Source organism: Pseudomonas oplopanacis (genome assembly GCF_057128725.1).
Window position 1 is genome coordinate 302,055 of sequence record NZ_JBSKHV010000007.1, and the last position, 19,194, is coordinate 321,248.

A 19,194-nucleotide genomic window follows, 5' to 3' on the forward strand; every position below is an offset into this window, starting at 1 on the left:
TTTCATGGAGCTGCACCCCCAATGAGTTGCTGGACCGTCCTGGGCCTGTCGGCCGACGCCGACACGCGCACCATCAAACGCCAATACGCCGCCCTGCTCAAACAGACGCGCCCGGATGAAGACCCCGAGGGATTTCAGCGCCTGCGCGAGGCTTATGAACACGCGCTGAATGCCAAGGAATGGGAACAGTTCAGTGAGCAGGACCCGCGTGAAGAAGCGTCGTGGGACCTGACCGATCTGTCCGGGACACAAATCGACGTGCTGCAACAGGTCACGCGTTCGCTCAACGGCGTCAGCCTCGGTGAGTTGCAGCAACGCCATGCCCTGGCCCTCCAACACGGCGCGCTGGATGTCATGGAAGACGAGGTGCTGCGTCATTGCGTCGAGCATCCCGACACATCCAAAGCCCTGTTGGAATGGGCGATCGAGACGTTCCACTGGTTCAGCGCCTGGCAACGTCTGGAACTCGACGAGGAGCAGATCGAGCAGCTGTTGGCGCAGCAGCGTCAAGGCATCACGCATTATTTGCGCGAGGCACTTGAACGAGAAGACGCCGAAGTTTTTTTGCAAACCTATGCTCAGTGTTTCAGCCATCAATGGCTCAAGGGCGAGCACCATCGCCAGTGGTTTAACGACCTGCTGAGCCAGTTATTGCTGGACAGCCGTTTCTGGTCATCGACGATTTTTGAAGCGGTTTCAACCGGGCAAGGCTGGCATGCCGGGCCCGCCAGCCCCTGTCCGAAAGCCGAATGGCAGCGCCTGATGGACCGTCACGAAGCGCCGATCTTCCTCGCAACGCAAAAAAACCTGGCCACACAACCGACCGCCACCCCCGAGCATCGCGCCGCTCACCTGCTGCTGGCGCCGGGCAGTTTCAGTCAACGCCGGGCGTTCGCCCGACGCCTGCGCGAAGAGGATTGGGCGCAGTGCCGTCAGCTGAGCTCAGCGTTGTACGCCAACCTCCCAAAAATCTGCGAAGCCATGCCCGGCGGCACGCCGTTCTTCTGGCGCGAATGGGAACACACCGTCGACAGCTGGCCGATCTACCTGGGCATCGTTCTCGCGTGCTTGATCGGTAGCTTTGTTCTATACGCCCCCGATGGCGAACGCCTCGGAAGCTTGATCGGCGTCGCGGTGTTCTGGTCAGTCATTTTTTCAGCCGGCGGCTGGGTACTGCACTGGCTGATGCATCAGTTGGCGCATCGTGTGTGGTTGCTGGATGATCGACTCAGTGCGTACCTGTTGCCCGGGTTTAACCCGCCACCGTTTGGCGTACTGCGTGACCTGTTGCCTTGCACCGTAATGGCTGCGGGCATTGGCAAGGTATATGGCCTGATCGGCAGTGGCGTTTACGTCGCCACGCTGGTGGGTGTGGGTCTGATGCGCCGGTACGATGGCACACTGCGCGTCTCTTGGCAGCCCTCCAGTCCCTGGATCAAACGCAGCCTTGCAGGTGCAGGTATTTTGTTGCTGGTGACGTTGTTGGGTGTGTTCAAAGTGATTTCCAGTCAAGGCACGGTCAATCGCAATCAGGGCCTGCAACCATGGACAGAACGCTTGTGCAGCCGCATGCCGGCCAGTGCCAGCGAATGCGCCGCACCGGCCACGATGGAACAGTGGTACGGCAAGGAGGCCGAACGATGACTCGGGAATGGTTGTTCCCTGTGGGGATATTCTGGGGCGTGATTACCCTGGGGATGATCGGGTCCGGAAAGCCCCTGACCCTGTTCGACCTGTGGCTGGACAAGCATGATGCGCCCGTCACTGCGCAAGCCAATGCCTTGAGCCCGATCATCAACTGCATCAATCGGATCGACGTGCAATGGCACCTCGCGTACGAGCGTTACACGTCACCGCCGCAACTCGGGGAACCCGTTCAGAACTGGATGGCCAACCAACGTGATTTCGACGATGGCGTTGCCACTACCGTGAACGAGGCACAAAGGGATGTCTGTTCGCCGAAAATCAGCGAGAGACTCTCGATCCTCGGCTACGAAACGTCGCTGGTGACGCTGACAGACGACTACGTGCAGGCGCTGGAACGCGTGACGCCTCTCACGCTGAAAATCCGTTTTTACCAGCAACCGGTTTTCTCACAGCCCACCTATGAATTACCGCCCGAATTCGCCGTGCAGTTTCAGCCCAGGGCTGACGCCTACCTTTTGGCCTCCGCGGTGTTGAGACACCGCGTCGAAACGCTGGACCTTGAACAGCGACGCGAGCAGCTGAAATTGATCGAAGCGCGCCATGGCAAAGACATTCATTGGTACCTGCTGGATTACATGATTCAGGCCAAGGACACACTGAACGTGGTCACTGAGGGGGTCAAAAACCGCAATCTTTCCCCACAGGCGCTGGCCTTGACCACCGCAGAGCTGCAACGGGCCTGGGATTACCGCCAGCAATTCGACCATGCAGAGTTACCCGAAACGAGAAAACGCAACGAAGTACCGCGCTACCTCTGGGGCCACATCACCGGGCCTGCCCAGAAGTACCTCGATGCCTTGAATACCTTGCACAAAGACTGGCAGGACAAGGCAGAACCTCTGCGATTGAGCGATGACTTTCATGCTGTGACCCGTGGGTATGATTCGCTGGTCAGCCATTACAACCGGATGGCGCGTGTGGATTACTGAGGAATGTGGCGGCTGTCAGGCCGCCTTCGCGAGCAGGCTCGCTCCCACACTGGAGCTGTGGACACCAAAAACCCCCTGTAGGAGTGAGCCTGCTCGCGAAGAGGCCATCAGCCACAGCACATTATTTGGATTTGATCTTCAAATACGACTGATTCAAATCCGACGCCCAGCCATCCATCACGCCTTTGACATCGTCCGCCTTCATCACCTGCGCATCGTTTTCCAGCGGCTTGCCGGTGCCCTTGCGCACGACCTGGGCGATGACTTTATTGCTGCCGCCATCAAGGAACGCTGCTTCGGTGGCGAGATCGGTTTCCTGATCACGAATACCGCTGGCGGTGCTCACGGCTGCGGCAACCAACGCAATCGGGATCACTTCGTAAGGTTTCAAACCTTCGGTCTTGCTGCTGACCGCAGTAATGGCGGCACGCACCACGATCACACCCGGCCCAGGGCCGGCGGCCAATGGCAGCGACTTGGCCATTTCACGCTTCAGCGCCTGGTCGTAATAACCGGTGATCCCGCTCAGCGTGGCCTGGGGGATTTTTACCGTAGGCTGGGGTGCCGGATAGAGCTGGGTCGGTTCGATATAGACGCTGGTGAACTTGCTGATATCCAGCGCAGGATCGACCCAGCGCATCACCGTCGCGCCGGACGGCGACTTGGCTTCCTGGAGCTGGCTGTAATCCTTGAGGAACCCGGAATACTGCTCCGGCTCGACGACCTTGCTCGCACACCCTGTCACCGCGATTGTGGCGATGCACAACGTGCTCATCATTAACGCAAGCTTCATGCTTGAACTCCTGTTTTTAAGGGCGACCACCCTAGTGCAAAGGCGGTTGGAGTCATAGGCATTTCGCGATAAAAAACTCAAAAAAAACACACATTTCATCTAACGCTGCGAACTCTCTCGCAACGGTCATTTGACAGACGCCCGGCATCCAGCAAAGCTGCACCCAGCTTGATCGCGCGCCTCAAGGCAAACGCACCTGGACTACGGAAGTCGCAATGCCGAAACATAAAAATAAAGCAACAAACCCCAACCCTGATTCGCCACCGAACCTGATTAATCGCTACCTCTTTCCCGTGACCATCGGTGCACTGCTGTTGGCGGTCATCGGCATCGGCTGGTTTCTGCTCAGCAGCACGCCGGCACCGCTGAAACCCGCTGCCGTCGCTGGCCCTGTCGCGCAACCGGCCAAACCGCAACCGGTCGCGCTGGCCCCGGCGAAGATGGTCGATGAGCAACAATGCCAGGGCTGCCACAGCGAACAGGTCAAGGACTGGAAAGGCTCCCATCACCAATTGGCGATGCAGGCAGCCAATGCCGAGACGATGCTGGGCGACTTCAATAACGTCACCTTCAAAGCGGAAAACGAGACCACTGTTTTTTCGCGCAAGGACGACGGCTTCTGGGTCAACACGCCAGGTATCGATGGCAAGAACGCCGATTTCAAAGTGGCCTATACCTTCGGCATCGCGCCGTTGCAGCAGTACTTGATCGAGGTTGGCGAAGGTCGCTTGCAACCCTTGGGCGTGGCCTGGGATACCGAAAAGCACCGCTGGTTCCACCTCTATCCGGGCCAGGGGGTGAATTTCAAGAACCCGCTGCACTGGAGCAAACCGAGCCAGAACGCCAACTTCATGTGCGTCGAATGCCATACCACCGGCTTCAAACGCAATTTCGATGCGGCGAAAAACACCTTCGACAGCCAATGGAACAGCCTCGGCGTCGGCTGCCAGGCCTGCCACGGCCCGGCCTCCAATCACCTGGAATGGACGGCGAAAAAAGGTGATTTGATTCATGCCGGTTTTGCCGTCGACCTCAAGGACAAGAACGCAACGGTCGAGATCGAAACCTGCGCCCGCTGCCATTCACGCCGTGCACCGCTGAGCGATGGCTACACCGTCGGCAAACGCCTGATGGATGACTACCTGCCGAGCCCCCTGACTCGCGAGTTGTATGCGCTGGACGGCAAGATCAAGGACGAGGTGTTTGAACACGGCTCTTTTGCCCAAAGCAAAATGTTCGACAAGGGCGTGCGCTGCAGCAACTGCCACAACCCGCACAGCACCGAACTCAAGGCGCCGGGCAACGGCGTTTGCCTGCAATGCCACAACACCGCGGGTAAAACGCCGGTGGAAGGCGTCGACGGCAAAGGCCTGCAGGCAAAAAACTACGATTCCATCGAGCACACCCGCCACACCATGGGCCAGCCCGGTTCGCAGTGCGTGGATTGCCACATGCCCGGCAAGTTCTACATGGGCAATGACTTGCGGCATGACCACAGTTTCAGCGTTCCCAACCCTGAGCGGGCGAAAAAACTCGGCACCCCGGATGCCTGCCTCACCTGTCACTTGGGCAAGGACGGCGACAAAGTCACCGAACAATTCAAACTGTGGAACAGCGCACCGACCGCACAGGCTCCGCGTTACGACGAAAGCCTGTGGCTGATTCGCAACGGCCAGCCCGGCGCGGCGCAAGCCTTGTATGAGCAACTGCAACGCAGCAACTTGCCGGCGATTCAGCGGGCCACCCTGCTCGCCGAATTGCCGCTGTACCCGAGTGAACAGGCGTTGAAACTGGCCACCAAGGACCTGAGCAATCCCGCGCCACAGGTGCGTGAAAGTGCGGTGCGCGCGATCAGCGCGTTCCTGCCGCCACCTGAGCGGGCGCCGCTGTTGACGCCGTTGCTGACAGACCCGGTGATGGCCGTGCGCATTGCCGCAGCCCGGGACCTGCTGGGTGCCGCTCGCAATGGTTTGGGCGCTGCCCAGGCGAACTGGAACGTGGCGATTGCCGAGTACGAAGCGGCACAGAAGAGCCTGCTGGAACGCGCTGAAGCCAACCTCAACCTGGCGATGCTCTACCAGGCGAGCGGCCGTAACGACCAGGTCGAAGCCTACCTGGGCACGGCGCTCAAGCGCGATCCGGATTTCTACCCGGCGCTGGTGACGCTGGTGCAATGGCTGGAAGCCAATGGCCGTCGCCAGGAGGCGCAAGCGCTGATGGCTCAAGGGCTAAAAGACCACCCGGATGCCGCGTTGTTGCAGCACACCCAGGGCTTGTCGCTGGTGCGCGCGGGCAAGTCGGATCAGGCCATGTCGGCGCTGCGCAAAGCCGCACAACTGGAACCGCAGAACGCGCAATACGGCTACGTACTGGCCGTGGCGTTGCATGACAAGGGCAAGGTTGAAGAGGCCTGCGAAGTGCTGGAACGTTTGCTCAAAGTACAACCGGCCAACCGCAATGCGCGGCTGTCGTTGATCCAGTACTACCTGGACAACGGCCAGGAACCGAAAGCTCAGGTGCTGTTGCAGGGCTGGAAGAAAATGAACATGGGAGATCCGGCGTTGAAATAAATGACCGGCTCCCAATAACTGGAAGCCGAACACTTTGTGGCGAGGGAGCTTGCTCCCGCTCGGCTGCGCAGCAGTCGCTGCTTTCAGGGCCGCTTCGCGCCCCAACGGGAGCAAGCTCCCTCGCCACAGGTTATTTGCCAGTCCTTGCAGACCGCCCTCGTCCTACCACGAAGAACCACTCTTCAACGCCAACTCCCGCCGACTGTTGGCCCGCATCGCCTTGATCAGCGACACCGTGCCCACCAGCAAAATCACTCCCGCAAACAAAAAGTCGATTTTGTACAACTGGAAGTCATTCAGCGGCCCCACCAGCAACACCCGAATCGCCCCGATACAGACCAGCGTCGCCAGAAAGTCGATGCCCGGTTCATCGCGATAAAACACATGCAGCAACGGCAGGCCGATCACCAGCAGCAACATCAAGACGATCATCTTGAACGAGCCCTTGCGCTCGACACTGAACGCACACTCATTGGCGGCATAAGGCTTGTAGTCTTCCTCACGCGCCAGCGAGTTTTTCTCGTTGATGTATTCCGCGCGGTTGTACTTCTGGATCGGCGTGAAGGTGTTCGACATCTCCATGCTGGTGGTGATGTGCTTGAACTTGAGGTCGATACGATCGTTACCCTTGAGGTAATACAGCACCGGTTTATAGCCGTAGCGGTAGGTGTCGAACGGGAAGTCCGCCGCCCGCCCCTGCACGCCAATGGGGCGGGGGTCGAGTTCGGCATAAGCGCTCTTGTTCAGCGATGACAGGTTACGCGTCAGTGGCTGGACCTTGACCTGTTCAAGGAAGACCGGCGTGACGCCGTACGACCATTGCAAGGGCTCCAGACGCAGGCGCAGCTCGTTGCGGGCCAGGTCGTAGCGGTTGAACGTGCGTTCGGAAACCACTATCGCGCCGCTGAGCATGAACTCGCCGCGCAGGTTGTTGGTGATCCGCAGGGTCAGTTGATCCTTGCCCATCGCTGCGCCATCGCTGGCCGGTGGTGTGCCGCACCAGGCCGTGCTGTCGAAGGCGCCACCCAACAGCCCGTCGCGGTTGTCCTTGAACACATAACCGTAACAGGCCCACAGGGCCAGCATCAGCAGTAGCGATATCAACCCTAAAATCTTTTTACCCGCACTCACACCCGACTCCTTTCTTCACTTGCTCCCTGAAAGTCGCGAACTCTACCAAAATGCCATCATTGCCCCAAGCTATAACACACCCTGTAGCAGCAATTCAGCGTCGTCTGAACAACGGTCGTGGCTCAATCACCGAGCGACCGTACAACACGCTCATCCCCGCCAACCCTTTCAACGCATCCTCGGCCGATTTGTCTTCGCGCACCGCAAAGCTGTCAAAGCCGCATTGGCGCATGTGGCTGAGTTGATCGCGCAGCACATCACCGACTGCGCGCAGTTCGCCGGTCCAGCCCAGGCGAGTGCGCAGCAGGTACGCCTGGCTGTAACCGCGACCGTCTCGAAAGTTCGGAAAATCCAGGGCGATCAACGGCAGTATTGGCATCCACGGCTTGAGGCTTTCCACTTCATCGTCGGGCCCAAGCCACACAGCATGCCCGAAGGGATTTTTCAGCCAGCGGCTCAACGGCAAAATCAGCGAACCCGCAGGCAAATCGTCCTCCGGGTTTCTGACCAGCCACCACGGATCGTCAGCCACAATTCGCGCCACACCCTCCTCCAGTCGCAGCAGATTGTTCATGCCGATTCCTCCAGCACTTTTGGATACACCTGCTCCTTGAACGGCTCCAGTCCAATGCGTTGCAAGGTATCGACGAACAGTTCTTCGCTCTCGCGGTAGCTGACAAAGGTGTGAACGATGCGCTCGATGACCTCAGGCACTTCGGATGCACTGAAGGACGGGCCGATGACCTTGCCCAGTGCGCTGTTCTTGCCCTGGCTGCCGCCGAGGGTGATCTGATACCACTCGCTGCCGTTTTTATCGACGCCCAGAATGCCGATGTTGCCGATGTGGTGGTGACCGCAGGCATTCATGCAACCCGAGATGTTCAGGCTGATGTCGCCCAGGTCGTGAAGGTAATCCAGGTCCTCGAAACGCGCCTGGATGGCGTGGGTGATCGGGATCGATTTAGCGTTGGCCAGCGCACAGAAATCGCCACCGGGGCAGGCAATGATGTCGGTGAGCAAACCGATGTTGGCGCAGCCCAGCCCCTGCTCATCCGCCAGGCACCACAGCGCGTAGAGATCAGCCTTGGGCACGTCCGGCAGCACGATGTTCTGTTCATGGGCGATGCGAATCTCGCCAAAACCAAACCGCTCGGACCACTCGGCCACCGCCGTCATTTGCGCGTCCGTCACGTCACCCGGCGGCGAGGCGATGCCGGGTTTGGTCGACAGCACCACACTGGTGTAACCCGCGACCTTGTGCGGCTGAACGTTGCGCGAGACCCAACGGGCGAAGGCCGGGTTGTCCGCCATGCGCGTGCCAAACGCGAGGTCGACGTCAGACAGCGAGCGATAATCCGGCGGCACAAAGGCATTGGCGACCCGCTCATATTCAGCCTCGGTCAACTGCGCCGGACCGTCCTTGAGGTGCTGCCACTCCTCCTCCACTTCCTTGGCAAAAGCTTCGATCCCCAGGGCTTTGACCAGGATCTTGATTCGCGCCTTGTACTTGTTGTCCCGTCGACCGTAGCGGTTGTAGACCCGCAACACCGCCTCGACATAGGACAACAAATGCTGCCACGGCAAGCCTTCGCGAATCTGCACGCCAAGGATCGGCGTGCGCCCCAGGCCGCCACCGACGATTACCCGCAACAGCATCTGCCCATCGTCATCGCGATAAAGGTACAGGCCGATGTCATGCATCATGATCGCTGCCCGGTCCTGCTCCGCCGAGCAGATGGCGATCTTGAACTTGCGGGGCAGGTACAGGAATTCCGGGTTGATGGTCGACCACTGCCGCAGGATTTCGGCGAGGGGACGCGGGTCCAGCAGTTCGTCCGCCGCGACACCGGCAAACGCTTCGGTGGTGATGTTGCGCACGCAGTTGCCGGACGTCTGGATCGCGTGCATTTCGACCTCGGCCAGGCGTTCGAGGATGTCCGGCACCTGGGCCAGTTCGATCCAGTTGAACTGCATGTTCTGCCGCGTGGTGAAGTGGCCGTAGCCGCGGTCGTAATCGCGGGCGATGCTCGCCAGCGTGCGCAGTTGCGTCGCGCTCAACGTGCCATACGGAATCGCCACGCGCAGCATGTAGGCATGTTTTTGCAGGTAGAGACCGTTCTGCAAACGCAACGGCAGAAACTCCTCTTCACTCAACTCACCGGCCATGAAGCGTTCGACCTGATCGCGAAACTGCGCAACCCGTTCGAAGACCAGGGCCCGGTCATAGTCATCGTACTGATACATGTGGCGTCCTCATCAGGGTGGATCGGGCTCTGCGGTCGATTACCGTTTGTGAGGGGGACTATGAACCTGCGGCGCAGCGCGTTACAGATTCACCTGAGCGCTAAAAAACCGTATCAGGCAGTGGTAGATGGCCGCGGGGTTGCCTCATATCTGATCCGCATAAATGAAGTTTTCCTGAGTCTGTTTTGTTTTCGACGGGGTTTCTACAGTGCAAGACTTTGCAACCGTGGAAGCATTGACCATGAGCACAGCAACATTCGGACAGGCCTATAACTACAAGGTCGTCCGCCAATTCATCGTGGCAACCATTGTCTGGGGTGTCGTGGGGATGGCGATGGGGGTGTGGATCGCCTCGCAACTGGTGTGGCCCGAGATGAACCTCGACCTGCCGTGGACCACCTTCGGCCGCTTGCGTCCGCTGCACACCAGCCTGGTGATTTTCGGTTTTGCCGGCAGCGCGCAGTTCGCCGCCAGTTACTACGCGGTGCAGCGCACCTGCCAGGTGCGGCTGTACTCCGACACCCTCGCCGCGTTCACGTTTTGGGGCTGGCAATCGGTGATCGTGGTCATGCTGGTCACCCTGCCGCTGGGCTACACCACCACCAAGGAATACGCCGAGATCGAATTCAGCGGCGCGGTGTGGATGACCGTGGTCTGGGTCGCTTACGCCATCGTGTTCTTCACCACCGTGGTGCAGCGCAAGACCAAGCACATTTACGTCGGCAACTGGTTTTTCGGCGCGTTCATCGTGGTGATCGCCATGCTGCACGTGGTCAACCACCTGTCGATCCCGGTGGGCTGGTTCAAGTCCTATCCGGTGTATTCCGGGGCGACCGACGCCATGGTGCAGTGGTGGTACGGCCACAACGCGGTGGGCTTTTTCCTGACCACCGGGTTCCTCGGGATGATGTACTACTTCGTGCCGAAACAGGTCGGACGGCCGGTGTATTCCTATCGCCTGTCCATTGTGCATTTCTGGGCACTGATCACCCTGTACATCTGGGCCGGCCCACACCACTTGCACTACACCGCGCTGCCCGACTGGGCGCAGTCGCTGGGCATGGCGATGTCGCTGATCCTGCTGGCGCCGAGCTGGGGCGGGATGATCAACGGCATGATGACGCTCTCGGGCGCCTGGCATAAATTGCGCACCGACCCGATCCTGCGCTTCCTCGTGTTGTCCCTGGCCTTCTACGGCATGTCGACCTTCGAAGGGCCGATGATGGCGATCAAGACGGTCAACGCCCTCTCCCACTACACCGACTGGACCATCGGCCACGTCCACGCCGGGGCACTCGGTTGGGTGGCGATGATTACCTTCGGCGCGGTCTACCACATGGTGCCGAAAGTCTTTGGCCGTGAGCAGATGCACAGCATCGGCCTGATCAACGCGCACTTCTGGCTGGCGACCATCGGCACCGTGCTGTACATCGCCTCGATGTGGGTCAACGGCATCACCCAAGGCCTGATGTGGCGCGCGATCAACGACGACGGCACGCTGACGTATTCCTTCGTCGAAGCCTTGCAGGCCAGCCATCCGGGGTATGTGGTGCGCTTTACCGGCGGCGTGTTCTTCCTCAGCGGCATGCTGTTGATGGCCTACAACACCTGGCGCACAGTGCGCGTTGCGGACGTGACGATGGCTGAACGCGAAGCGCAGATTGCCTGAGGCAAGGAGCCCGAAATGTTTGAAGTGCTATTGAATGTGATGGCGGTGCTGGGGCTTTGGCTCGGGGTTGAGTATTGCCTGAAGCGGGAGACAACGCAGAGCCTGGAGGATGCCAGTCTGATTCCGTTTGCCAATGATCCCGAGGTGGCGCGGCGGGTGGAATTGGCCACCGGGAAGAAGGTGAAGGCAGTCGCACCCGAAGAGACAAAGCCTGGCTGGGGCAACCTAAAAATCTAACCCACCCCCTAACCAATGTGGGAGCGGGCTTGCTCGCGAATGCGGTGTATCAGTCACCATTAATGTTGAATGACACACCGCATTCGCGAGCAAGCCCGCTCCTACAAGGGGTTTTGGGTCAGTCCGGGAGGACCTGGCCGCGATCACGCGGGATCAGGCTCTGCAACTGCTGCGCCAGGAAGTTCGCATCAAACGCAAACGTGTCCGGGTCTTTCAAACCATTGGTCTTGCGCCACTGCCAACTGGTCGACGGCGGCAGGCACACCAACGAAACGCTGCCATAGCGCGCAGCCGTCAGCCCCATCACCGCCAGGGAAATCTGACCGCCAGTGCCCATCACGTCCGGCACGAACTCCACCGGTTTGCCGGCAATGACAATGGACAGTTTCTCGGTCTTGAACGGCGACGTCTCCACCGGCACGCTCGGCCCCGAAGCCACATACGCCTCGCGGCTCACTTCCAGCAGGTGCGGCGCCTGGACCGGTTCCAGCCACTGCTGGATCTGATCGAACAGCCCACCGATACGCGTCGCCCAAAGCGCCGATTGCGACTCGAACGTCTGCTTTTTGTGCGCTTCGCTTTCTGCGTAGTGGCGAAGCATTTCGCCCAGTTGTTGTACGTCGTCCATTGCGGTGTTCCTTTGTTGGAGCGGTGCTGCGGACATTGAGCATGGCAGATGCAGGCCGCCGACGTACGACTAAAAGCGCGAGCGGTATTGGCTGGGAGTCATGGCCAGGTGTTTGCGAAAAATGCTGCCCATGTGCGACTGATGGGCGAAACCGCTGTCCAGGGCGATGCTGGCCAACGGCAGGTCCGTGTGTTCGATCATCCGTCGGGCGGCTTGCAGGCGCACCTCAACGAGATACGCATGCGGTGTCAGGCCCATGACCCGGGTGAAGTCGCGCAGAAAACGCAGCTCGTTGTGCCCGTAAGTGGCGGCCAATTGGTCCAGCGTCAGCGGTTCATGGAACTGTTCGGCGATCTGATCCAGCACCGGGGCGAACGCTTTGGCGTCAGGTCCGTGTTGCGTCCTCACAGGCGCCTGGTCAATCAGGCCCAGGGCTGTTTGTTCTAGCGCCATCAGATCAGGTTGAGGGGTGAGCAACAGGCGTCGGATCTCACGCGCCAACGTCAGCGCCCGTCGATCACCGGCTGACTCAACACGCTGGCTGACGGCTGGCAGCATCTCATCCGCAAACTGCTCATCCAGACGCAGCAACAGGTATTCGCCACCGTTCGCCGATTCGGAAAACACCTCGACACCCACCGGCGTGAACGCCAGCACACCGGGCATGTGAAATTTCCTGATAGATGACCGTCAAGATCCACGGGATACTCTCGCTAGGTTAGCCATTTCACAGGGAGCACCGCATGCGCACCATCGGCCTTATCGGCGGCATGAGCTGGGAGTCCAGCGCCGAATACTATCGCCTCATCAACCAGCAGGTTCGTGACCGGCTCGGGCCGTTGCGTTCGGCGCAGTTGCTAATGTACAGCGTCGACTTCGGGCCTGTCGAACAGGCCCAGCATGCCGGGCGCTGGGACGATGCGGCGGCGATTCTGGTGGATGCGGCGCGGCGGCTCGAAGCCGGCGGCGCCGAGTGTGTGGTGCTGTGTACCAACACCATGCACAAGGTGGCCGGGCAGATTCAAGCCGCGATCACGGTTCCGTTCCTGCACATCGCCGACCCGACCGGTCAGGCAGCCGTCGATGCCGGTGCGCTGAAGGTCGGGTTGCTCGGGACCGCGTTCACCATGGAGCAGGATTTTCTCAAGGATCGCCTGAGCGCGATGGGTTTGACGGTACTGGTGCCCGAAGCCGAGGAACGCAACGCCGTGCACCGGATCATCTACGACGAGTTGTGCGTCGGGGTGATCAGCGAAACGTCGCGCAAGGTTTATCAGCAGGTGATCGAATCGCTGACCCGGCGCGGCGCCCAGGCGATCATCCTCGGTTGCACGGAGATCGGCATGCTGATCAAACCCGAGCACAGCGCCCTGCCCCTGCTCGACACCACCGAACTGCATGCGCAGGCGGCGGTGGCGTTTGCACTGGGCGACTGAGTCAATCGGCGTTGGGCATGCGACGCAGACGCGCCATGCTCAAGGTGTCGACCAGTCGGCCGTCACGCACGGCGTAGTCACGGAACAGGCCTTCGGTCTCGAAACCGAACTTTCGGTACAGACCGATGGCCGCTTCGTTGTCGGCGTACACCGAAAGCTCGACCCGTCGCAGGTTCATCCAGTTGTCGGCGATGTCCAGCACCGCCGCCAACAGCGTCGAACCCACGCCTTTGCCTTGCCAAGCCACCGCGACGCCCATGCCGATACTGCCGGCATGGCTGCGGCGGATCCGCGAGAACTGTTCCAGGCCAATGTTGCCGATGACCGTGCCCTGATGCAGCGCGACCAGTTTCACCAGGCGCTCGTTATCCGAGGCCAGGCGTTGGCGCCAGATCTCGGTGGATTGAAACGGCATTTGCAGGACCTGACGGGTAATCGCCGGATCGTTGTAGAGCGCGGTGACGCCGTCGATGTGGGCTTCGCTGAAACGTTCGAGGGTGATGACCGGTTCGGTGACGGGCATGGGTGATTCATCCTTGATGCAGACATGGCCGCTTACGATACAACGCATTCTTTCGGCATGGCGAGAACCAATGTGGGAGCGAGCCTGCTCGCGAAGGCGGCGGCACATGCAGTATTGATGTGACTGATCCACCGCTTTCGCGAGCAGGCTCGCTCCCACATTTTTGATCGTTGTTAACCTTCGAACCACTCCCGGCGTTCGTTGAAGGTGTTGTGGATCAGTTCGACGATCATCTGCACGTCGGCCTGACCTTGGGTGTCGGCATTCACCGCCATCCACACCTGACGCTGCATCGGCTGTTCGAACAGTTCAGGCAACGCAATCAAACCGCGGTCGAATTGACTGATGTAGCGTGGCAGCAACCCGATACAGGCACTGCAGCGGATCATCTCCAGCATCAGTTCGTAGGAATGCAACTGCACCACGCCGGCCAGACGCTGATCTACCACGCTGTTCCACGGCCGAAAACTCTCGACCTGACGGTCATGCTGCCACTGCACAAGCATGAAGTCGGCCAGATCATCGAGGCTGTCTGGCCGCGCCGCGACCCGTGAATAGCGTTTGGCGATGTGCGGCAGGTACTCCAGACGCGCCAGTCGCTGCGGCTCGCTGACCGCAAAACTCGGCCCCGGCAGCGGCGAATCCGTACCGGCCAGCCACAGCACCACATCGGCGCTGATCGCTTGCAGGCTCAGTTCACTGTCGAGGGTGATGATGTCCAGTCGCACGCTGGCGTTGCGGCGCAACAAGGCGACCAGATCACGGCCGAGAATGTCATGCAGGATCGACTCGGCCACCGCCAGGCGAATCAACGGTTGTTCGATCACCGGCGCATCGCGCTCATGGGCCAGCGCGATCAGCTGCGCCTGAAGCGCCAAGCCTTCACGACTCAGGGCCAGGCCATTGTCCTGGTGATTGAACAGCGAACACTGCAATTGCGACTCAAGCTGCGCCAAGTGTTTGCGTAGCTGCGTGGATTTGATATTGAGGCTGCGGGCGGCCTGCATGAAGCACCCGCAACGGGCGCTCACCCGGAAGGATTGCGCCAGCACCGGGTCGATGCCGGCAGCATAGGTGGATTCCATCAATGACATCTGTGACTCCCTGTCGATCGATCCTTGAAAACCTCATCCTGCGCAGCGTTTATGAACCTGATGTGACACCGGACGCGGATAATCGATTCAGCCGCCAGGGGTTTGCCGAAAACTCACCGCCAGGCGATTCCAGCTGTTGATGGTGGTCACGGCAATCGTCAAATCGACCAGCTCCGCTTCGCTGAATTGCTCCCTCGCCAGTGCAAAAACGTCATCCGGCACATGGCTCTCAGAGAGCAGCGTCACCGCTTCGGTCCAGGCCAGCGCCGCCCGCTCCCGAGGGTTGAAGAAGCCGCTGTCGCGCCACACAACGATTGAATACAAGCGCCGATCGGTCTCGCCCAGGCGCCGTGCGTCCACCGAGTGCATGTCGGTGCAGAAGGCGCAGCCGTTGAGCTGCGAGGCGCGGATCTTGATCAGGTGCAGCAACGCAGGCTCGATACTGAGGTTGCTGGTCAAGGCTTCCATGGCAATCATCGCTTTCATCGCTTTGGGCGACGCGCTGTAGTAATCCAGGCGGGAACTCATGGGGCGACCTCGTGACGCGATGATGTGTATTTCACGGTAGCCGTCGAGGCCGCGGCGCGACAGATCCAATTCTGCGAAATAACCGTGGACCACTCGGCGCCAGTCCAATCCCGGGTTTTTCACCTGCGCAACTTCTGCACGGCCGCGCATGCGGGTAATCTGGCGCGACGCACACGCGCCTCAACCGCTGCAGGAGCCCCGCCGGTATGGAACTTCATGTTGTCATCAACGGCCGCAAGGACCTGACGGGCCAGTTGTACAACCAGTTGCGCAGCGCCATCGAATCCGGGCGCCTCGCCGCCGGGACACAGCTGCCGCCCAGCCGCTTGCTGGCCGAACAGCTGGGGATTTCGCGCAAGACCATTTCCGACACCTACGCGCAGTTGACCTACGAAAACTACCTGACCGGGGTGATCGGCAAAGGCACTTACGTGAATGCGCGGCCCTCGAAAATCGTCCGCAAACAGAGCCATTCCGAGCTGGCGAGTTTTGAGGTCATCGAATCGTGGCGCAAGCTGCCGGTGTTCCTGCGGCATCCGACGCTGGAAGGCTCGTTGCGTTATGACTTCATTGGCGGCGCCACCAGCAAGGGCCAGTTCCCGCAGGATGACTGGCGTCGCTGCACCTCCCATGCCTTGCGCCAGATCGCCGGCTCCAAGGGCTTCTACAGCCTGCCCGAGGGCCTGCCGGCGCTACGCAACGCCATCGCCCGGCACATCGCGTTCTCGCGCGGGGTCAATTGCCAGGACGAAGACGTGGTGGTGTGCAATGGCGCACAACAGGCGCTGGACCTGATTTCCCGGGTGATCACGCGGCCCGGCAGCATCGTCGCCATGGAAGACCCCGGTTACCCGCCGGCACGCCTGTTGTTTGGTTCGCACGGTGCCACGGTAATCGGTGTGCCGGTGGACGCAGAAGGCATTCAGGTCGACAAAATTCCCCTCGGCACGCGGCTGATCTACGTCACACCGTCCCATCAGTTCCCGCTCGGCCTGCCGATGAGCCAGGAACGCCGGGTGGCGCTGCTGGAACGCGCTTATGAACTGGGCGCGATCATCATCGAGGACGATTACGACAGCGAATTTCGCTACGAAGGTCGCCCAACCGATTCGCTGCAAAGCATGGATGAGCGCGGGATCGTCGCGTACGTCGGGACCTTCTCGAAAACCTTGCTGCCGGAATTGCGGCTCGGCTATGCGATTTTGCCGCCGGCGATTCTCGAAGCGGTGATCCGCGCCAAGCAACTCACCGACCTGCACACGTCGACGATGCCGCAGTGGGCATTGGCCAAATTCATCGCCGAAGGCTGCCTGCTCAAGCATATCCGCCGCTGCCACACGATCTATGCCGGGCGTCGCGAACGCATCCTGGCGCGCATGGCGGGAGATCTGTCGCCGTGGTTCGAGCCAGTGCCGACCACGGCCGGGTTCCACATGGTGGTGATGTGCAAACTGCCTATCGATCTGGCCCTGGTGATTGAACTGGCGAAAAAGGTCGAAGTCGGGCTCTATTCGATCGAGGCCTTTTACTTTCAGCAAGCGCCACAGGACGGGCTTTTGCTGGGTTTTGGTGCCATTGACACGCTGGACATAGACACCGCCCTGGATCGTCTGCGCGACATTTTGCAGCAGGTGGCCTGACGGATTGGTCTGGGCCTTTACCGGGCGATTGGCTATTGGCGGTCCGGCGTTGCAGGCCTATCCTGCCTAAGCGTTATCCCTCAATGAGCAGGATTCGTCCGGCCTGATTCAGGAGTGTGGGCAATGTCCAACGAAGTGATCAATACCGTACAGGTACAAGCCGCCGCCGGCCGCTCGGATGAACTGGGCAAGCAACTGCAAAAGATTGTCGAAACCCTGCGCGAACTACCGGGCTGCGACTCCTATATGGTCGACCGCTGCCCCGAGGACACCAACCGCTGGACCGTCAGCTCGCGCTGGCAATCGGAAGCGGCGATGCACTCGCATTTCAACTGCCCGGAAGTCCAGGGCTTTATCGGCCTGATTGACAATCAACTGGCGAACGCCGTGGATTTCAACAGCTTCCCGATCCGCTAGAACACCCTGTAGCAGCTATCCCTGTGCCGAGCGAGCTCGCTCGCCACAGGGGCTCATCGATTGGACTGGATTGGTCCCCTCACCTTCGCGAATATTGGCTGTTTGATTGGCCCACCCTGCGGACTATCGTTGTTGCTGACGATAACCACCGCAGGTAATGAACCATGAAAGCTTTGCGTTTCCTTGCTGCCCCGCTCGCTGTCCTCGCCCTGACCGCTTCAGTCAGCGCGCTCGCCCACGAAGGCCCTTCAGAAAAGGTCACGGTGCTGCAGGACGAATTGCTGAAAAACGTCCCCGGCAAAAAAGCCATGATGATCGAAGTCGACTACAAGCCTGGCCAATCCTCGATTGCCCATAAGCATGAAGGCACGGCCATGGCGTACGTGATTTCCGGCTCGATCACTTCTCAGGTGAAGGGTGAAAAAGCGATCACCTACAAGGCCGGCCAATACTGGTACGAGCCGGCAGGATCGGAACATCTGGTCTCGAAAAACGCCAGCGCCACTAAGCCCGCCAAATTGTTGGTGTTCATGGTGTTGTCGCCTGATGAGAAAGTGTTGATCCCATTGGAAAACTGATGGCTGAACGTACAGCTATAAATAAAAAGGCCCAAACTTCGATTTCGGGCCTTTTTATTTCTGGAAGCAATCAAACGCCCCTGTTTAAACCAAATAAAACTATTGGCCTGCCTATAAGCCCACTTATTGGTTATTTAATTCAGCAAAGACAGGTTTAGTCTGGAATCACCGCCGGGCAATACCGGCACTTAAACTTCACGACTTCAAGTTGTTTCACGGGAGTAACACCATGAAACTTGCGCTTGTCAGTACCTTGACGATGACGGTTGTTTTAACAGGCTGCTCGATCCCCACCGCCCCAACTGCGGTCTCTTCGCTGGACGGCATCTTTACCGCGCCTGTTGGCCGCAGCAACGCCACGAGCATTCCTAATGGCCATGACGTGTCGTTGGGCATCATCTACAGCCAAAACACCCAGACCAATCGCGCCTACCTGCAGGATTACCAGGCCAACGCAGGCACCGGTTTCGGCCAGAGTTTGTTGGTCCAGCCGATTCATGACGCCTTCGTCGCCACTTCCAAGCCTGACCTGGCCGTGGATTGGGTCAAGGCCTCGTTGCAGCGCCAGTTCGGCTCGGTCACGGTGTACCCGGACATGCAAAGCCTCAAGGCGGCGAAACCGGACGTGGTGGCGATTGTCGACAGTCGCAGCCAGTTGATGACCTCGCGCAGTTCGGATTTAGCGGCGGATGTCAGCGCAGACTTTTACGACTCTAATCTCAACTATATTGGCACTGCACAAGGGCATGACGCGAAAGCGCTGACGCCTCTTTGGGCGGACTTTAAGCCTAGTTCAGAGATAGTGGCGGATATTAACGAGCAGCAGAACGTGCAAGTTAGGGCACTGCAGAAGTTTGACCAGTCGCTCAGTAATTTATTGACCAGCTCGACAGATAAAGTGTCGATGCTGGATAGTAATTCGGGCCGGAAGTTGTATTGAGGCTTAAGGCCCCTTCGCGAGCAGGCTCGCTCCCACAGGGGTACGCGGTCAACTGTGGGAGATTCTATGGTTGAGGGGAAGCCCTCAACTGGTTTTCGATTGGTATTCGCTCTGCCCGTTCAGCAGGGCG

At 59.6% G+C, this 19,194-nt stretch carries 20 protein-coding genes; 11 read left to right on the plus strand and 9 right to left on the minus strand.

What is annotated here, in order from left to right; translation table 11 throughout:
• The first annotated feature begins 21 nt into the window (after nucleotides 1–21).
• Both ACWKV5_RS16710 and ACWKV5_RS16715 read left to right on the plus strand, forming a co-directional pair.
• Complete coding sequence (locus ACWKV5_RS16710; protein ID WP_483842156.1) at nucleotides 22–1,644, plus strand: J domain-containing protein; 1,623 nt, start codon at nucleotides 22–24, stop codon at nucleotides 1,642–1,644.
• Nucleotides 1,641–2,636, plus strand: coding sequence for a DUF3829 domain-containing protein (locus ACWKV5_RS16715; RefSeq protein WP_483842157.1), 996 nt, complete (start codon nucleotides 1,641–1,643; stop codon nucleotides 2,634–2,636). Before ACWKV5_RS16710 ends, ACWKV5_RS16715 begins: the two co-directional genes overlap by 4 nt.
• 121 nt (nucleotides 2,637–2,757) lie before the next feature.
• Here ACWKV5_RS16715 and ACWKV5_RS16720 read toward each other — a convergent pair whose 3' ends face one another.
• Entirely contained in the window at nucleotides 2,758–3,429 is a 672-nt protein-coding gene (locus tag ACWKV5_RS16720) for a DUF3313 domain-containing protein (RefSeq protein ID WP_483842158.1), read from the minus strand.
• A 215-nt stretch (nucleotides 3,430–3,644) separates the two neighbouring features.
• Between ACWKV5_RS16720 and ACWKV5_RS16725 the strand changes: the two genes are divergently transcribed.
• A complete protein-coding gene (locus ACWKV5_RS16725; protein ID WP_483842159.1) occupies nucleotides 3,645–5,999 on the plus strand; it encodes a tetratricopeptide repeat protein in 2,355 nt (784 codons plus the stop codon).
• Between the two features lie 162 nt (nucleotides 6,000–6,161).
• Here ACWKV5_RS16725 and ACWKV5_RS16730 read toward each other — a convergent pair whose 3' ends face one another.
• The 3 genes from ACWKV5_RS16730 to ACWKV5_RS16740 all read right to left on the minus strand — a co-directional run bounded on the left by ACWKV5_RS16730 (nucleotide 6,162) and on the right by ACWKV5_RS16740 (nucleotide 9,374).
• On the minus strand, nucleotides 6,162–7,130 hold the full coding sequence (locus ACWKV5_RS16730) for a hypothetical protein (RefSeq protein ID WP_483842160.1): 969 nt from the start codon (nucleotides 7,128–7,130) through the stop codon (nucleotides 6,162–6,164).
• Between the two features lie 94 nt (nucleotides 7,131–7,224).
• Nucleotides 7,225–7,704: a DUF934 domain-containing protein gene (locus ACWKV5_RS16735; protein WP_483842161.1), complete on the minus strand. Its 480-nt coding sequence runs from the start codon at nucleotides 7,702–7,704 to the stop codon at nucleotides 7,225–7,227.
• Nucleotides 7,701–9,374 carry a nitrite/sulfite reductase gene (locus ACWKV5_RS16740; RefSeq protein ID WP_483842162.1) on the minus strand — a complete coding sequence of 558 codons (1,674 nt, stop codon included), beginning with the start codon at nucleotides 9,372–9,374 and terminating at the stop codon, nucleotides 7,701–7,703. Before ACWKV5_RS16740 ends, ACWKV5_RS16735 begins: the two co-directional genes overlap by 4 nt.
• 241 nt (nucleotides 9,375–9,615) lie before the next feature.
• On the opposite strand from ACWKV5_RS16740, the gene ccoN reads away from it, so the two are divergent.
• Both ccoN and ACWKV5_RS16750 read left to right on the plus strand, forming a co-directional pair.
• Nucleotides 9,616–11,043: a cytochrome-c oxidase, cbb3-type subunit I gene (gene ccoN / locus ACWKV5_RS16745; RefSeq protein ID WP_483842163.1), complete on the plus strand. Its 1,428-nt coding sequence runs from the start codon at nucleotides 9,616–9,618 to the stop codon at nucleotides 11,041–11,043.
• 15 nt (nucleotides 11,044–11,058) lie between these two features.
• Nucleotides 11,059–11,280, plus strand: a complete 222-nt coding sequence (locus ACWKV5_RS16750) for a cbb3-type cytochrome c oxidase subunit 3 (protein ID WP_483842164.1) — start codon at nucleotides 11,059–11,061, stop codon at nucleotides 11,278–11,280.
• A 118-nt stretch (nucleotides 11,281–11,398) separates the two neighbouring features.
• Here the strand turns inward: ACWKV5_RS16750 and ACWKV5_RS16755 are convergent, their stop codons facing one another.
• Both ACWKV5_RS16755 and ACWKV5_RS16760 read right to left on the minus strand, forming a co-directional pair.
• Nucleotides 11,399–11,908, minus strand: coding sequence for a hypothetical protein (locus ACWKV5_RS16755; RefSeq protein ID WP_483842165.1), 510 nt, complete (start codon nucleotides 11,906–11,908; stop codon nucleotides 11,399–11,401).
• A gap of 69 nt (nucleotides 11,909–11,977) precedes the next feature.
• Nucleotides 11,978–12,574, minus strand: coding sequence for a helix-turn-helix domain-containing protein (locus ACWKV5_RS16760; protein WP_483842166.1), 597 nt, complete (start codon nucleotides 12,572–12,574; stop codon nucleotides 11,978–11,980).
• Between the two features lie 77 nt (nucleotides 12,575–12,651).
• On the opposite strand from ACWKV5_RS16760, the gene ACWKV5_RS16765 reads away from it, so the two are divergent.
• The gene (locus ACWKV5_RS16765) at nucleotides 12,652–13,344 is read left to right on the plus strand and encodes an aspartate/glutamate racemase family protein (protein WP_483842167.1); all 693 of its coding nucleotides are present in this window, start codon (nucleotides 12,652–12,654) and stop codon (nucleotides 13,342–13,344) included.
• Between the two features lies 1 nt (nucleotide 13,345).
• Here the strand turns inward: ACWKV5_RS16765 and ACWKV5_RS16770 are convergent, their stop codons facing one another.
• The 3 genes from ACWKV5_RS16770 to ACWKV5_RS16780 form a co-directional block, all read right to left on the minus strand.
• Nucleotides 13,346–13,867 (minus strand): GNAT family N-acetyltransferase, encoded by a 522-nt coding sequence (locus ACWKV5_RS16770; RefSeq protein ID WP_483842168.1) that lies wholly within the window; start codon nucleotides 13,865–13,867, stop codon nucleotides 13,346–13,348.
• Between the two features lie 173 nt (nucleotides 13,868–14,040).
• Nucleotides 14,041–14,961 (minus strand): LysR substrate-binding domain-containing protein, encoded by a 921-nt coding sequence (locus ACWKV5_RS16775; RefSeq protein WP_483842169.1) that lies wholly within the window; start codon nucleotides 14,959–14,961, stop codon nucleotides 14,041–14,043.
• A gap of 87 nt (nucleotides 14,962–15,048) precedes the next feature.
• Nucleotides 15,049–15,489 (minus strand): carboxymuconolactone decarboxylase family protein, encoded by a 441-nt coding sequence (locus ACWKV5_RS16780; RefSeq protein ID WP_027923433.1) that lies wholly within the window; start codon nucleotides 15,487–15,489, stop codon nucleotides 15,049–15,051.
• A 206-nt stretch (nucleotides 15,490–15,695) separates the two neighbouring features.
• Here ACWKV5_RS16780 and pdxR point away from each other — a divergent pair, with 206 nt between their 5' ends.
• The 5 genes from pdxR to ACWKV5_RS16805 all read left to right on the plus strand — a co-directional run bounded on the left by pdxR (nucleotide 15,696) and on the right by ACWKV5_RS16805 (nucleotide 19,064).
• Nucleotides 15,696–17,129: a MocR-like pyridoxine biosynthesis transcription factor PdxR gene (gene pdxR, locus ACWKV5_RS16785; RefSeq protein ID WP_483842170.1), complete on the plus strand. Its 1,434-nt coding sequence runs from the start codon at nucleotides 15,696–15,698 to the stop codon at nucleotides 17,127–17,129.
• A 123-nt stretch (nucleotides 17,130–17,252) separates the two neighbouring features.
• Nucleotides 17,253–17,546, plus strand: coding sequence for an antibiotic biosynthesis monooxygenase family protein (locus ACWKV5_RS16790; RefSeq protein WP_483842171.1), 294 nt, complete (start codon nucleotides 17,253–17,255; stop codon nucleotides 17,544–17,546).
• A 164-nt stretch (nucleotides 17,547–17,710) separates the two neighbouring features.
• Nucleotides 17,711–18,124 carry a cupin domain-containing protein gene (locus ACWKV5_RS16795; protein ID WP_483842172.1) on the plus strand — a complete coding sequence of 138 codons (414 nt, stop codon included), beginning with the start codon at nucleotides 17,711–17,713 and terminating at the stop codon, nucleotides 18,122–18,124.
• Nucleotides 18,124–18,282: a hypothetical protein gene (locus tag ACWKV5_RS16800; protein WP_483842173.1), complete on the plus strand. Its 159-nt coding sequence runs from the start codon at nucleotides 18,124–18,126 to the stop codon at nucleotides 18,280–18,282. The genes ACWKV5_RS16795 and ACWKV5_RS16800 overlap by 1 nt, the downstream gene beginning before the upstream one ends.
• A 71-nt stretch (nucleotides 18,283–18,353) precedes the next feature.
• A complete protein-coding gene (locus ACWKV5_RS16805) occupies nucleotides 18,354–19,064 on the plus strand; it encodes an ATPase (RefSeq protein ID WP_483842174.1) in 711 nt (236 codons plus the stop codon).
• Nucleotides 19,065–19,194: the final 130 nt, after the last annotated feature.

Excerpts from the sequence above, each read along its gene's own strand:
- ccoN (WP_483842163.1), top strand. The coding sequence starts at position 9,616 with ATGAGCACAGCAACATTCGGACAGGCCTATAACTACAAGGTCGTCCGC.
- ACWKV5_RS16770 (WP_483842168.1), bottom strand. The coding sequence starts at position 13,867 with ATGCCCGTCACCGAACCGGTCATCACCCTCGAACGTTTCAGCGAAGCC.
- ACWKV5_RS16805 (WP_483842174.1), top strand. The coding sequence starts at position 18,354 with ATGAAACTTGCGCTTGTCAGTACCTTGACGATGACGGTTGTTTTAACA.
- ACWKV5_RS16740 (WP_483842162.1), bottom strand. The coding sequence starts at position 9,374 with ATGTATCAGTACGATGACTATGACCGGGCCCTGGTCTTCGAACGGGTT.
- ACWKV5_RS16775 (WP_483842169.1), bottom strand. The coding sequence starts at position 14,961 with ATGTCATTGATGGAATCCACCTATGCTGCCGGCATCGACCCGGTGCTG.
- ACWKV5_RS16725 (WP_483842159.1), top strand. The coding sequence starts at position 3,645 with ATGCCGAAACATAAAAATAAAGCAACAAACCCCAACCCTGATTCGCCA.
- pdxR (WP_483842170.1), top strand. The coding sequence starts at position 15,696 with ATGGAACTTCATGTTGTCATCAACGGCCGCAAGGACCTGACGGGCCAG.
- ACWKV5_RS16780 (WP_027923433.1), bottom strand. The coding sequence starts at position 15,489 with ATGAGTTCCCGCCTGGATTACTACAGCGCGTCGCCCAAAGCGATGAAA.
- ACWKV5_RS16735 (WP_483842161.1), bottom strand. The coding sequence starts at position 7,704 with ATGAACAATCTGCTGCGACTGGAGGAGGGTGTGGCGCGAATTGTGGCT.
- ACWKV5_RS16755 (WP_483842165.1), bottom strand. The coding sequence starts at position 11,908 with ATGGACGACGTACAACAACTGGGCGAAATGCTTCGCCACTACGCAGAA.
- ACWKV5_RS16790 (WP_483842171.1), top strand. The coding sequence starts at position 17,253 with ATGTCCAACGAAGTGATCAATACCGTACAGGTACAAGCCGCCGCCGGC.
- ACWKV5_RS16795 (WP_483842172.1), top strand. The coding sequence starts at position 17,711 with ATGAAAGCTTTGCGTTTCCTTGCTGCCCCGCTCGCTGTCCTCGCCCTG.
- ACWKV5_RS16715 (WP_483842157.1), top strand. The coding sequence starts at position 1,641 with ATGACTCGGGAATGGTTGTTCCCTGTGGGGATATTCTGGGGCGTGATT.
- ACWKV5_RS16750 (WP_483842164.1), top strand. The coding sequence starts at position 11,059 with ATGTTTGAAGTGCTATTGAATGTGATGGCGGTGCTGGGGCTTTGGCTC.
- ACWKV5_RS16720 (WP_483842158.1), bottom strand. The coding sequence starts at position 3,429 with ATGAAGCTTGCGTTAATGATGAGCACGTTGTGCATCGCCACAATCGCG.
- ACWKV5_RS16760 (WP_483842166.1), bottom strand. The coding sequence starts at position 12,574 with ATGCCCGGTGTGCTGGCGTTCACGCCGGTGGGTGTCGAGGTGTTTTCC.
- ACWKV5_RS16765 (WP_483842167.1), top strand. The coding sequence starts at position 12,652 with ATGCGCACCATCGGCCTTATCGGCGGCATGAGCTGGGAGTCCAGCGCC.
- ACWKV5_RS16710 (WP_483842156.1), top strand. The coding sequence starts at position 22 with ATGAGTTGCTGGACCGTCCTGGGCCTGTCGGCCGACGCCGACACGCGC.
- ACWKV5_RS16800 (WP_483842173.1), top strand. The coding sequence starts at position 18,124 with ATGGCTGAACGTACAGCTATAAATAAAAAGGCCCAAACTTCGATTTCG.